General features: G+C 64.9%; 8 protein-coding genes and 1 pseudogene. 3 read left to right on the top strand and 6 right to left on the bottom strand.

Translation table 11 applies throughout. The features are described from left to right. Positions 1 to 2,472, bottom strand: a pseudogene (locus tag H8S47_RS02920) (efflux RND transporter permease subunit); the annotation flags it as partial. A 200-nt stretch (positions 2,473 to 2,672) separates the two neighbouring features. Between H8S47_RS02920 and H8S47_RS02915 the strand changes: the two are divergent. Next, the gene (locus H8S47_RS02915) at positions 2,673 to 3,440 is read left to right on the top strand and encodes a hypothetical protein (protein WP_187502426.1); all 768 of its coding nucleotides are present in this window, start codon (positions 2,673 to 2,675) and stop codon (positions 3,438 to 3,440) included. Positions 3,441 to 3,484: 44 nt separating this feature from the next. Here the strand turns inward: H8S47_RS02915 and H8S47_RS19105 are convergent, their stop codons facing one another. Together H8S47_RS19105 and H8S47_RS02905 are read right to left on the bottom strand one after the other, a co-directional pair. Then, positions 3,485 to 7,753 (bottom strand): HEAT repeat domain-containing protein, encoded by a 4,269-nt coding sequence (locus H8S47_RS19105; RefSeq protein ID WP_187502425.1) that lies wholly within the window; start codon positions 7,751 to 7,753, stop codon positions 3,485 to 3,487. A gap of 220 nt (positions 7,754 to 7,973) precedes the next feature. Next, on the bottom strand, positions 7,974 to 8,453 hold the full coding sequence (locus H8S47_RS02905; protein ID WP_187502424.1) for a hypothetical protein: 480 nt from the start codon (positions 8,451 to 8,453) through the stop codon (positions 7,974 to 7,976). A gap of 155 nt (positions 8,454 to 8,608) precedes the next feature. Here H8S47_RS02905 and H8S47_RS02900 point away from each other — a divergent pair, with 155 nt between their 5' ends. Further along, on the top strand, positions 8,609 to 9,373 hold the full coding sequence (locus tag H8S47_RS02900; RefSeq protein WP_187502423.1) for an ImuA family protein: 765 nt from the start codon (positions 8,609 to 8,611) through the stop codon (positions 9,371 to 9,373). A 248-nt stretch (positions 9,374 to 9,621) separates the two neighbouring features. On the opposite strand, the gene H8S47_RS02895 is transcribed toward H8S47_RS02900, so the two are convergent. Beyond that, positions 9,622 to 10,410 carry a hypothetical protein gene (locus H8S47_RS02895; RefSeq protein WP_187502422.1) on the bottom strand — a complete coding sequence of 263 codons (789 nt, stop codon included), beginning with the start codon at positions 10,408 to 10,410 and terminating at the stop codon, positions 9,622 to 9,624. After that, complete coding sequence (locus H8S47_RS02890; protein WP_214654899.1) at positions 10,410 to 11,849, bottom strand: deoxyguanosinetriphosphate triphosphohydrolase family protein; 1,440 nt, start codon at positions 11,847 to 11,849, stop codon at positions 10,410 to 10,412. The genes H8S47_RS02895 and H8S47_RS02890 overlap by 1 nt, the downstream gene beginning before the upstream one ends. 57 nt (positions 11,850 to 11,906) lie before the next feature. On the opposite strand from H8S47_RS02890, the gene H8S47_RS02885 reads away from it, so the two are divergent. Continuing rightward, complete coding sequence (locus tag H8S47_RS02885) at positions 11,907 to 12,143, top strand: hypothetical protein (RefSeq protein ID WP_214654911.1); 237 nt, start codon at positions 11,907 to 11,909, stop codon at positions 12,141 to 12,143. A 118-nt stretch (positions 12,144 to 12,261) separates the two neighbouring features. Here H8S47_RS02885 and H8S47_RS02880 read toward each other — a convergent pair whose 3' ends face one another. Continuing rightward, on the bottom strand, positions 12,262 to 12,909 hold the full coding sequence (locus H8S47_RS02880; protein ID WP_187502420.1) for a hypothetical protein: 648 nt from the start codon (positions 12,907 to 12,909) through the stop codon (positions 12,262 to 12,264). Between the last annotated feature and the right edge of the window lie 191 nt (positions 12,910 to 13,100).

Below are 13,100 nucleotides of genomic sequence, written 5' to 3'. Positions count from 1 at the left end.
CGTCGCCTCGACGACCGAATGGTAGGGATCCAGCCCGTCATGCTCGTTGCTGTGGATCTGGCCGATGAGGATCAGCGTGTTGCGCATGATGATGCCCGCCAGTCCGATCAGCCCGAGGATGGCGTTGAAGCCGAACGACTGATGGAAGATCAGCAATGTCGGCACCATCCCCACAAGCGCGAGGGGCGCCGTGAGCAGCACCATGGCCATGGCGGACATCGAGCGGACCTGGAACATGATCACCGTCATCATCAAGACGAGCATCAGAGGGAAGACCGCGGCGAGCGCGACATTCGCCTTGCCAGCCTCCTCGACGGCTCCGGCGGCCTCGATCCTGTACCCTGCGGGCAAGGCGGCCACGATCGGCGCGATGTCCTTGACGACTCTCGCGGACACCTCGGGGGCCTGCAGTCCTTCGGCGATGTCGCCGCGGACGGTGATGGTCGTGGTGCGGTCGCGGCGGTGCAGGATCGGTTCCTCCATGCGCATCTCGGCCTTGCCGATCTGGTCGAGCGGAACGCGCTGTCCGGCACTCCCTGTCAGGGCGAAGCCGCCGATCTTCGATGGATCTAGCCGCTCGCTCCCCGCGCTGCGAGCCATGACCTCGACGGTCCGGATGTCCTCGCGGACCTGGGTCACCGACGCTCCGGTCAGCAGAAACTGGCGCTGCTCGGCTGCATCGCTGGAGGTCAGGCCGATGGAGCGGAGACGATCCTGATCGAGCACGAAGTGCACCGTGGGGACGCGCTCGCCCCAATCGGTGTTGACCTGCCGCATGGACTCGTTCGCGTGCATCTTGAGGCGAACCTGCTCGGCGACCTCGCGGACCTTCGCCACGTCCGGCCCCATGACGCGGAAGGCCACGGGGAAGGGGGAGTAGGGGCCGAAGACGAGCTGCGTCGCTCGGATGCGTGCCTCGGGAACGATGCCGTTGGCGGCGACTTCCCGGACGCGCCGTTTCAGGACCTCGCGCGACTTCTCGTCGGGTGTCAGCACCACGATCTTCGAGAATGACGGATCCGGGAGTTCGGGCGCCATCGCGAGGAAGAAGCGCGGGGCGCCTTGCCCGATGTAGCTGGTGACGAGCTTCGCCTCCGGCTGCCTCTTGAGCCATCCTTCCATTTTCGCCACCGCGGCGCTCGTCGCATCGATGCTGCTGCCTTCGGGCATCTGCACTTCGACCAGGACTTCCGGGCGATCCGATGCGGGGAAGAACTGCTGCTTGACGAATCCCATGCCGAACAGGGCCACCAGGAAGATCGCCACCACGGAGATCACCACCGTCTTCTTGCGCGCGACGGCCTTGGCGATGAGACCGCGAAGCTGACGATACCGCGGGGTTCCGTAGATGGCGGCATGGCCGCCTTCCACCGGCTTGATGTTCGGCAGCAGCTTGACGCCGAGGTAGGGTGTGAACGCACCGGCCACGACCCACGAGGTCAGCAGCGCGAATGCGACGATCCAGAAGATGTTGCCGGCATATTCGCCGGCCGAGGAGGCGGCGAAGCCGACGGGCATCAGCCCGATCGAGGTTACGAGCGCGCCGGCGAGCCGCGGCGCCGCGGTCGTGATCCAGGCCTGACCGGAGGCGTAGATGCGGTCGTGACCTTCCTCCATCTTCACGACCATGGTCTCGATCACGATGATGGCGTCATCGACGAGAAGCCCGAGCGACAGGATCAGAGCGCCCAGCGTGATGCGGTCGAAGTCCCTGCCGGTGGCCAGCATGATGATGAAGACGCCCGCGAGGGTGAGCGGCACGGCCGCGGCGACCACGATGCCGACCCGCCAGCCGAGACTGAGGAGGCTGACCGTGATCACCACCGCCAGGGCGACGAAGAACTTCAGCATGAACTCGCCGTAGGCCTCCTGGATGTTCACGGCCTGATCGGTGACCTTGGTGAGGGTGAGGCCGGCGGGAAGCGCGTTGGAGATCTGGCGCACCTGCTTCTCGAGCGCGACGCCGAGGTCGAGCCCGTTCCAGCGCTCGCGCATCACGACGCCCAGCAGGATGGCGGGTTCTCCCTGGCTTCGCACGAGGAAGGTGGCCGGGTCCTCGTAGCCGCGCTTCACCTCGGCGATGTCGGACAGGCGGAGCGTCTTGAGCACTGTTTCCAGCGTACTGAGCTGCCTTGAGAGCTGCGTCACCTCATTCGAAGCGGCATTGCGCACGTCCTTGAAGCCAACCCGAAGTTCGCTTGCTAGGTCGTCGGCGGAGGGAAGCCGGGAGGCGAGCTGCATGGTCGTCGTGACCAGTTTACCGAGGCGCTCCGCCGTCGTGGTGAGCCGGGCTACGAACTGATCGACGCTGTCGTCCAGCGCTGCCGCCAGCAGCGCCCGTCGTTCTGGGGCGATCGGATTGCCGCAGTGCAGGCAGTCGGCAATGCCGTTCCTCTCATGGTAGTCGTGCCCGTGTTTGAGCCAGAGCAGCATATCTGGATGGCGCTGCACCTCGTCGAGCGCTATCGTCGCATCGCACCGTCACGCTTCTCCCCTAGCAGAACAGAAGTGGGGCGTTGCGGCGTTGCGGCGGTGTTTCATAGGACGCTGTGGGAGAACGATCGACATGTGGGGTTGCCACTTCTGACTCGGTCGGTGACGTTTGTCCCGATCGACCGTTCTTATTCCAGTTCTCGTTCGTCAGACACGCTCATTCATGCCATTCACTCACGATGTCCCCCGTCTACGACCTCACGGCGCTGATGACCCTTCTTGACGAGAGCGGGGCGCATCCAGAACTGGCAGCCGCTATACGGCGGGCGAACGACGTGTCCTCCGCCCACCGAGACATCGACGAGGCGTTGCTCGCCCTCCGACTGCTGATCCGGTTAACCAGCGCCAGTGACGAGACCCCGCTCGACGATGAGGATATCACGACGGTCGTCGGTTCGCTCATGACGAGCGCGATAGTGCTGTACGCGCGAGCGACGCACACCCCGCCCATCGGGCGTCGCCCCTGGTTCGGAACCGGAAAGCTTTCTGGCGAGATGCGGACGGTCCACGAGAAGATGATGTACCTGCGCGACAAAGAAGTCGCGCATTTCGGCAAGGGAGAGATCATCGACGGTGCGCCGCTGCTGTCGGAAGCGCTCGTTCTTCGTCCGGAAAGCGCCACTCACCCGATTGGATACCTCACCAGGCGCGCGCACAATCGCGCGGAGCTGGTCCGGCGCTTCGAGCGACTGGTCTCGACCGTCCTGGCTCTCTCGATCGACGCGGTGAACGCGCGGTACACCGAGGTGCACGCCATCCTTCGCGTCCTTGCCGAAAGGCGGGATCCTATCCTCGCGCTGCTGCGTGGTCTGCCACTCTCCGATCCGCACCTTCTCATGGCGGAGGAGAGCACGCAGAGCGATGAAGTGCCTTCTACCCAGGCACGCGTTTTCCGCGGTGTCACCGTCGTCGAGATCCACGACGATCCTTTGAGCAACGATCCCTGAGCCCGTGCGGCGGCAAAGAGCTGGGACCATACTTCGCCGACCGTTCATCGGCGGACTGGCTTGAGCTGTCGCTGGGCATTCGAACCAGGCTCTTCACGGTATGGCGTGAACGAGCGCATGGTCATCACGGGCAAGAGGCTCGGCAGGTCCGGGCCCCTGACGTCACCGAGATCGGCGCTCAAGGGCAGCTCCAGCAAGTCGTGAGCGACCCACGCCGCATAGCGGGAGAACTCTCCACCGACATCGAGTGAACGGCTCCATGTCTCCAACTCGCCCAGACTGCTGGGATCGAGGCCGGCGGTGGATCCACGCGCAACGACTTTGCCGATGAGACGTTCGCGATCACCGATCTGCAACCCGTCCGTTCGGCCCGCCGCCGCGGCCGCGACGACGACCAGTTCGCGCCGCTCCACGTCCCCGTCACGCTCAAGCTGGTCAAGGAGTGATTTGCGCTCCGTGCCCCCGAGCAGACCGGCGGACATCAATAGCGGCCCGGCGATGGTGCCGCGCTGCGTCCGCGCGAAATCGGCGGCAGGACCGAGAGTGGCCATCTTCCCGTCAATCACCCTGTCCCTGATCGCCCACGCCGCGGCCTGCGCGAGCGGCCGGTGGGCGGGGGACTGCCGCGGGGCCGGAGCCGAGAGTGCACCGGTTAGGGCACCGTCCACACGCGGATCGTCGACGCACGCCAGCGCCGCCAACGCACGACAGGGCACCAGCGGATCCTTGCTCGGAGCGCCTGCTGCGGCGAGCAGGGCATCGATCGCAGCCACCGGAAGGTCATCATATGCGCCGAGCGCGCTGGTGGCCGCGCGAGCGACGAGGAGGTTGGAACCTCGCGCTGCTGAGGACAGATGGTGTGAGAAGTCTCGTAGATCGCCCAGCAGCGTGCAGAGCGGCTCCAAGGCCTCGGGCCAGCGGTGCTCGGCCATCGCTTCGGCGAACGCGAGGCGCACATCGGCACTGCGGTCGGAAGCCGACTTGGCCGCGATGGCCCGCCGTTCCTCGGTGTCCGTGACGACCGGGACTAGCATCCCAAGGGCGCGAGAGCGCACGTGATAGCGCCCATGATCGAGCGCGGCCAGCAACCTGGCTTGGCGATCGGGCGGATCCTGCAAGGCCATGGCCTGGAGCGCCACGAGCCCATCGTCGGGCTCATCCGTCGCGAGAAGCGCATCCGAACCTGCACGCACGTCGATGCCGGCGGCCGCGCCGATCAATGCCAGGGGGCCTGCCACATGCGACGGGGCTGACGTCAGGACCAGCTCGAGATGATCGCGAGATGGTTGCGACAGCTCGGCCGCCGCCGCGCCGATCTCTCCCCCGGCGACGACCTTGGCGAAGGCGATGGCGAGCTCCCGCTCTTCCTGGGGGAAGGTCGCCGCCAGTGCGGCCGCGCGAACGCCGCGTGCGGCGACGCCCTCATCTCCCCTTGGGTCGCCCTCAAGGCCCTCCGCCACGAAGTTTCGCAACAGCTCGAGGCGCCGTTCGGCACTGCAGGAAGGTGCGATGTCAGAAAGCGCCTGGACAAGACCGGTTTTCAAGATATCCCGCGACAAGATCTCGATCAGCGTCCGGCGGATATCATCGTCGCCGTCGTCGCCGCGGCTGAACTCGGCTTCGAGTTCGGGAAGCAACGACGAGTCCCAATGCGCAGCGATGGCGCGCCAGACGTCGTGGCGGGTCCAGCCCTCCGACACGTCCAGCGTCAGTTGCAGCTCCGCGGCTTCAACTGGCTCGCGGGAGTGGGTGAGCTCGTAAGCGAGCGCCCGCACCAACAGCTGAGCGTGTCGATGTCCTACAAGAAAAACGCTCCCCTCGCGGTTTCGGCGGATGCGAACAACCGACTGCATTCCACTGCGGCCGACGTGGTATTGGTCCTCCGGCTCCCCCAAGACGTGGTCGACGGAGTCGGCGTCGATCTCGTGCTCCTCGGCCTCGCGCAGGTCCTTGGCATACCGCTCCATCCAAGCGTCCGCCTCCTCCTCGGCACGGGCGAACAACCCGATCGCGCGCTCGTAGTCGGGGCTCCCGCCGAAAAGCGCGCCTTCGACAATCACGTCCAGATTGTTGCTGGTCGCGCCAGCATGCGCGCCCGCATCGAGAGCGCGCCAGAAGACCGCGCGCAGGTCGGGCGCGAGCGCCTCGAGGAATGGCACAAGCTCCCGATCATAGTCGTCGTGGGAATGCGGCAGCACCTCGAGAACGAAGCGCTCTGCGAGCTCCCGCGTCGCCGGATCGGCGGCGAGGCGCGATCTTTCCTCGTCGATGAGTTCTGGCGCTCGCCAGTGGGGGCCGAAGGACGGTCTTCTCGGCCGGCGGGCGCCACCGACCAGATGCCGCGCGAGCTGACTCGGCAGGTGCCCGCTCGAACCGAAGCGCGCAAGGTCGCCAAAGGCAGAGCCGACGTCGCTGTGTCCCCGCGCGTCCATGACCAGGGTCAGTAGGTAGTCGTCGAAGCTAGCCCGCTTATCGTCCGACGGGGTCACATCCAGCCCATCGATCCCTGCAGTCCGTTTGACGATCGCCAGCGCAGCCTCGCGTCCCCAGTCCCGATCCATTTCATCCCAGGCGATCAGCTGGTCGACCACCGCACGAAGGGTGTCGGCGGCGTCGTCGGACCGCCGCATGAACGCCATGCGGAGACCGTCCTCCACGCGAGGATGCGCGAATGACAGCGCCGCGCCGCCACGCTTCAGGTTGTCGCCCGCAACGAGGAAGTCGACGAGACCTTGCACGTCCGGTCGGAAAGACGTGTCCGAACCTCGCAGCCGCCGGGTCAGAAGGGCGAGCACCTTGTCGGGAACGGCTCCCCGGGCGACGAGCATCGACCAGATGATTGCGGCACTCTGCACCCCGTCGATGCCGAAAGGGGCGAGCTGGTCCGCGATCACGGAGGAGATGGCCGCGATCTGCGATCGGGCGATCAGGTCCGCGACCTTCGACGGTGCCGAGGCGCTCTCCCGAGCGAGCGCGCTGAGAAAGCGTCTAATCTCGTATGGACGCTTAAGATGGGCGAGAGCATCGACGCGGTAGGTGGTGGCGAGCATACCGGCATGGTCTCCGAGGTCGGAGGCGAGCCGATCGTAGATCTCCGCGAGCTGAGCCGGAGAGTAGTCCTCCGGCCGTATCCACTCGACGTAGGGCGCGAGCTCACGGCTCAACTGAGTGCCGGCGCTCTCGAGCACGTCGGAACGGGAAGTCACAAGGAACTTCTTGCCGGCACCAGCCAGCTCCAGCAGCTTAGGCAGTTCGCCGCTCCAGCGATCGGCACCCGGCATCAGCCGGTTTCCTCCCCACGGATCGCGGAGGTGGAACAGGAGCGAACGCCCATCCGAGAGCGAGCGCCGGACCGGCCCTGGCCCATGCTCCTCGCCAACGACCTCGAATGCTGGCACACCAGCGCGCAGTTCGAGTTCGAGGATATCGGCCGTCAGCGTCTTCCCAGTGCCCGAAGGACCGGCGATGACGACTGCGTGCTCGTTTTCCAGCTTTCGCCTGATGGACTCGTAGGACGCAGGCCGTACGTAGTGGTCCATGTCACGCGTAGGGGCAATCGAGCCGCCATGCTTGACGAGAACCGTCAACAGCTCGTCGCGGGTCCATATGCCGCCATGTACACCGCATATCCGCTCGCGCACGAGATCGCGCAGCTCGCGCATGCAATCGGCGCGGCGGGCCTGCGGAACGTGGCCATGCTGTTCTAGCTGCGTGGAGATGCGGCCGCTGAGCACCTCCTCGGTCAGACCGGTCAGGAGAAGCACCCGCTCGGCCAGACCCTTCCGGACGGCGGGCTCACGTTCGTCGCGAGCGTGGGGTGGAAGGTCGGTGGGCTCGGCGAAGTCGAACAGGTGGTCGCCCTCGTGTGCCCGGAGCGCCTCGACCGATGCCTCGTTTGTCACGAAGACGTAGCGGCGCCTCTCATCGGCCTCGAGCATTTCAAGCGGTCGGCTCCGCTTGCCGTCCTTGCCTGCGGCATCGTTGCCCTTGCCTAGCAGGACGTCGGCAATCGCGGGCGCCGTCCAAGGCGCTCCGGAACGGGTCTTCGCCTGCAGGACCAGGTCGAAGCCATCTCCCGCGGCCGCCGTCTCGAGCAGCCCGGTCTCCGGGTTCGCGACGGCGGCCTCCAGATCTTCGTCCGAGCGCGGCTCGATGGTGATCTGGTTGGCGAGGCCCTTGACGAGCATCAGGTCGAGCCCGACCCAGACGCTCACCGTGATCTGGTATTCGTAACCTGCGTAGCCGGCGTTCCCGGCCCTCTGGTGGACCCGCTCCGCCGGCTCACCACCGCTCGCGGTCGTACGCCGCTTCACAGGTGCCTTCCCCTTCGATGAACCTTTCGCGCCCACGTCACCCCCGCTCGATTTTGTGCCTCCGTCAGGCATTCGTCGCTGGTAACCGCCACACTGCCAGCTCGGCAACATGAGGTTGCGACCTGACGATCTCGCCACCTGCATGTCGTCGAATATCAGGTTGGCGGCCCGCACTCGGTCTGCCGCGGCGGATTGAATCGATTCCGTCGGCTGCGTCAAATCAAATGCAGCTGCTGCCAATGCGTTCAATATGAGACAGGCACAGCCCCGATGTCGATTGGAGATGCGCGACCGACTGTAGCGTTGCGGCAGGAGCTGTCGTTTTTCTCACAGCAGATCTTCCATACCCACGTTGTTGAGTATCATGTCCGCAAGCATCCCCTCGAGCCGTGCGTTCCTCCTCGATTGCCCGTGGCCGCTTTGCGTCCGGTGTCAGCGGGCGGTTCGTGCGCGAGATGGCGCTCGAGAGCTCGAGGCCATCGTCCGCGTCGAACGCCCGCGCGTGGAGGAAGCCGCAAGGCAGGGCGAGATCTGCGACCTCGTCGCACACGTCCATGTAGGTTTCACCCTTGAGCCCCGTCAGACGGTTGCAGAACTCACGTACCTCGGCTTCGTCCGGTTCGATCATGTTGCGTGCCGCGCGGGCGAACTCGGCGGCATGTCGTGGCTCGTTCCCATGGCTCAGTACGGTCAGCTTCATTTCGGATCTCCATTTTCCACCCTACCAAAGCGGGCTCCAATCCCCGCTCACACGACTCCGATCTGAAGGGCCATCAGACGCCTGCCGATGACCGCCACACCATTGACCAGATACCACCAAATAGAACATATAGTGAACGGATGAGTTCTCGTCCCATGACGTCGCACCCCCCGTCGGGTCGGAACGCTGCTGGCGGCGCGCCGGCGGACGTGATGGCGATGTCGAGATCTCCGGAGTTGCTGCCGTTCGGCGTTGCGCAGATCGACCGGCGTTTGGTCGGCGGCGGCATTGGAGCCGCGGCGCTTCACGAGGTCGCGGCGGCATCGATCTCGCTGGCGGACGACGCCGCCGCGACGCTGTTCCTCGGCGGAATGCTGGCGAGGTTCGCCAAGACGGCGGGTGGACGCGTTCTGTGGGCGGTGACCCGCTTCGATCTCTATGCGCCGGCACTCGGGCAGGTGGGCCTCGAGCGGGAGCAGACCGAGTTCGCTCTTGCTCGGCAGGACGAGGAGGTCGTCTCCTTGATGGAAGAGGGGCTTCGCGAAGGTGCCTACGCGGCTGTTGTCGGCGAGGTTCGGCATGTCTCGAGAACCGCGACCCGGCGGTTGATGCTGTCGGCGGCTTCAAGTCGCACGCCGGCGTTTCTCCTACGTCGCCGGCGGCGCAAGGACGCTTGTCCATTCGGTGATCCGTCGGACGCGACGACGCGCTGGCGGATAGGATGCATGGCGTCCGGGCGATCACCGCCCGCAGCGACGGGACGCCTGCAATGGTCCGTCGAAATGGTGAGTCAGCGAGACGGGGAACCGTTCTCGGTCACGCTCGGCGCATGCGACGGGTCGGGACGCCTCGCCGCGTCCGCGGCAACAGGCGGGCTGCCGGCCACCGGGTTCGCGACAGTCTCCGGTCGTGAAGGCTGAGCTTCGCCCGCTCATCCCCTCCCGAACCGTCGACGTTCCGTGGCCCATGGATTTTGGGTCGGCACACGGCGTAGAGCCACGTTCGTCGGCCAGGGAAGCCGGCCTCACGATCAGGATCGTAGATAGGGTGCTCGCGATCAGCGTGGATCGGAGCCGCGGGTCAGACGTCTGCGTGAACGGCAGTCACGGTCGGCAGGATCCAGTCGGTTGATGTCGGGCCCTCGTAGCCGGGCAGGTGTTCACGGAATCTATTCGTCATCGGGGTCCAGGCCGGGGAAGGAGAGCTGTTCACCGACGGCCGTGTTGAAAAGGTTCTTCGGGTTCTCGGAGAACAGGACCTTCTTGAGGTCGCAGCTTCGCTCGAACGCCCCCGCCATCGTGTGGGTGAAGAGCTCCTCCTCGGTGTTTGAGATCGCGACGAGCGTTTCGTCCGTCAGATTCTCGTCGATGAACGTGCGGAGCCTGGGCCCAGGATGGTAGCCCCAGCTCAGTATCCGTCGGATCGCGCGCAGCAGGTTCCCTTCGATCGAGGGGTTCGGGAGGAGATTGACGTCGATGACGCCGGCCTTGAGGCGGGGCAGGTAGCCGTTCGCCGCGAAGAGCTTCCGCGATTTTATCTCGTAGCAGATCGCGTCGCAGTCGAAGAACGTGGTGTCGACGATGTCCGCAACGCTTTCCACGGGGGCGTGTCCCTGGGTCGCGGCCCACGTCGTCTCGAGCGCCCAGAAGTCGATCTTCCAATGCGGGTGCCGCGATCCGTAGCCTCCGAAGCGGTTCGGGATCGCATGCAGCTTCGCAGCGAGGTCGGCCACCTCCGCGTCACCGGCGGCGATGACGAGGTCTATGTCCGATTTGAACCCGACCTTGCCCCGGCGCGCGATGTCGCGCACGAGACCGCCCACGATCGCGACGCTTGGGAACGCCATGAAGGTCGTGTCGAGTATCTCCCGCAGATGCTGGATCGGCTTCCCGTTCTCACGCCATATGTAGTCGTCGACGCGTCGTTTGAGTTGCGGAAGTCCCGTGGCGACGACCATCAGACGAGGCTTTTCACATCGTTCCAGAGTTTGATCGTGAACGTGTCGGTCATGCCGGCGAGCATGTCGGTCATGAGGCGGAGCTCGCGGTAGCGGATCGAACCGGCCAAACCGGGAGTTTTACAGTTCACGGCATCGTCGAGGTAGTTCTGACTGATCAGGGCGAACACGAACTTGTTCTTGGCGCCGCGACGCTTTCCATCGAGCTTTGCGAAATCCTCGCTCTTGCGGTCGTGTATCGCGTTCCAGAACGCCGTCATCAGGCCGTTTACCGCCTCGGCGCCCAGCGCCTCCATCTTCAGTACGGTGGGATGTCCGAAGGCGTATTGGCGAGCGATCCCCTTGAGCGTGTCGCAGAGCGGGTTCGTCTCCATGAGTGGTTCACGGTGGCTGAAGTCGCTGATCGCCAGGCCGTTCCTGACGAAGGCCGCGCTGGCCTCGTCGATCAGCGCGTCGATGAAGAACGCCCGCAGATAGCCGATCTTGATGTCACGGGCGATCTCGGGACGGCGTTTGGCCGCGACGACCCGGGAGAATGCGTCGAGCGCGCGTTTGACGACATGGTGCGCCATGGTTCGGTCGTCGGCCGCGAGGATGGCCATGACGTCGTCAGGCGAGATGACGCCCTTCTTCATCGCGTCGTCGACGTCCAGGACGGAGTACGCGATGTCGTCGCAGGCCTCCATGATCCAGGTGAGGGGATGTCTCTGCTTCTCCGTCAGTCCGGTCTCGCTGCGGACCCAGTCGACCAGTTCCTGTTCGGACAGGAAGTAGCCGTGCTTCTTGCTCGTGGGGATCTTGTCGTCCTGGTTGGGGGCGCCGACCGGGTACTTGATGGTGGCCGCGAGCGTCGCGGCGGTCAGATCGAGCCCCGAGTGCGAGATCGAGGTCTGAAGCTTGGCCAGGAGACGTATAGTCTGGGGGTTGCCGTCGAACGAGAGGAACTCCTTGCGGTAGGCGAGGGGGATCGGGTCCTTCAGTTCCTCCTTCGCGTCGCGGTCCGTATGGGTGAATATCCAGTTGCCGTTATCATTGAACCAGCGAGCGATCGCGGCTTCGCCCTGGTGACCGAAAGGCGGGTTGCCGAGATCATGCGCGAGCCCGATCGCGGAGAGCATCGGCTGCACCACGTTGTGCAGGTCCGCGCCACCGAAGAGCGTTGGGTCGGCGCTGTGGATACGGGTGCCGATGGAGCGCGCGAGATTGGCGACCTCGTGGGAATGCGTGAGTCGGGTTCGCACGCCGTCGTTCTCGTCCATCGGCCAGACCTGCGTCTTGTCGGACAGGCGTCGCACCGGCGTGGAGAACAGCAGCCGGTCGTAGTCCTGCTGGAAGCGCGATCGGACGGCGAGGTCGGCCAACAGCTTTTTCCTGGCGGCACCCTTCGGCTCCGCATCGTCGCGGCTTGCCCATCGCTTCTGCGACCAGAGGTCTGGCATCGTCATATCTCCTGCCGCTGTTTGGCGAAGGCCTCGTCGGGACGGTTCGCCCGGATGATGCCGTCGGCACCGCTATTAGCCGCGCATCGCGACGCGTCCAGCGCAAGCATTGATGTGCTGGGCTTATGTGCCCGTTTCGTTTTCGAACTGGAAGATCTTGCCGAGCGCATCTGGATGGAGGGGGCAAGGAGCCGTTCGGCATTCTCGTGGAAGGGGCTGGCTCCCGCGAGTGTGGAGCGGGTCATCGCTCTGCGATCGTCACTGCTGGCATTGCGGGGAAGCGACTTTAGCTGAACGGGCAGCGTCCCGGTTTCGGCGGTACCGCCGCGCCGACGGAAAGCGGTAGATGATCGTCCGACTTCCCTCTAGCCACGACGATGCTTGCCAATGCTCGCGGTGGACCAATATCGACCTACTCGTCCTTGAACTCCTTGAACCACGGGTTCTTCTTGGATGGACGAATCTCCCACAGGCACTTCTTGGACCGGTTGTCGAACGGCCTTTTCCATTCCCCGGAGAATCGGTGATCGATATGGCCCTCCCGCCCATGGATCTTGTTGATGAGGGGCTTCTCGCCGAACTTCTGCGAGAACGTCTCGAGCATCAGATGCTCGAAGTCCTTGAACGCGTTCGGCGACCGCAGATCGCCGACGGTCTCCATGAAGAACTTGAACGGCACGTCACGCAGCTGGAGCGACATGTCGAAGATCCAGTTGACGAGATGCGAACGGAGCCTGTTCGCGATCTTGCCTCGGCCGATGTACATGACCTCCGACGACCCACACTCGTAGCTCACGGCGAAGCCGCCGCTGATGGCGATCACGTAGACGCCGTTCGCGATGCGATTGAAGTCCTTCGAAGCTACGTACGTCTCGCCGTAGGATTCGCGCCACGCTTCCCGCATCAGGTGGACGACGCGATCCACGGTCAGCTTCCGTATGGACAGCTTCACGTCGGCTGGCTGCGACGCGTATCTGTTGAGATCGAATCCCAGCTGCCGCGCCACATCGAAAATGCTGATCGGCCCCGTTTCGGCCCAGCCGATCTCTATACTCGCCATTTTGAACCGCTTCCCTGGACCGCTTGCAGACGGACCCATGACATATCGTCGAGGGTCGACATGTCATGAGAAATCGCGACGTCGGCGCGACGGGATCGAGGCGTCAGACTCCGTCGGTGCTCGCGGCTCGGCAGCGTCAAGATGCCGCAACGCGCCGTCTGGCCGCCGCCCGTCCTGTAGCTGAGACACGC

Source organism: Sphingomonas albertensis (assembly GCF_014358075.1).
GTDB classification, from domain to species: Bacteria; Pseudomonadota; Alphaproteobacteria; order Sphingomonadales; family Sphingomonadaceae; genus Sphingomonas; species Sphingomonas albertensis.
The sequence above is the reverse complement of the archived record's forward strand: the minus strand, read 5'-3'. Positions and strand labels throughout refer to the sequence as shown.

Excerpts from the sequence above, each read along its gene's own strand:
- H8S47_RS02905 (WP_187502424.1), bottom strand. The coding sequence starts at position 8,453 with ATGAAGCTGACCGTACTGAGCCATGGGAACGAGCCACGACATGCCGCC.
- H8S47_RS02885 (WP_214654911.1), top strand. The coding sequence starts at position 11,907 with ATGCCGTCGGCACCGCTATTAGCCGCGCATCGCGACGCGTCCAGCGCA.
- H8S47_RS02900 (WP_187502423.1), top strand. The coding sequence starts at position 8,609 with ATGACGTCGCACCCCCCGTCGGGTCGGAACGCTGCTGGCGGCGCGCCG.
- H8S47_RS02915 (WP_187502426.1), top strand. The coding sequence starts at position 2,673 with ATGTCCCCCGTCTACGACCTCACGGCGCTGATGACCCTTCTTGACGAG.
- H8S47_RS02880 (WP_187502420.1), bottom strand. The coding sequence starts at position 12,909 with ATGGCGAGTATAGAGATCGGCTGGGCCGAAACGGGGCCGATCAGCATT.
- H8S47_RS02890 (WP_214654899.1), bottom strand. The coding sequence starts at position 11,849 with ATGCCAGACCTCTGGTCGCAGAAGCGATGGGCAAGCCGCGACGATGCG.
- H8S47_RS02895 (WP_187502422.1), bottom strand. The coding sequence starts at position 10,410 with ATGGTCGTCGCCACGGGACTTCCGCAACTCAAACGACGCGTCGACGAC.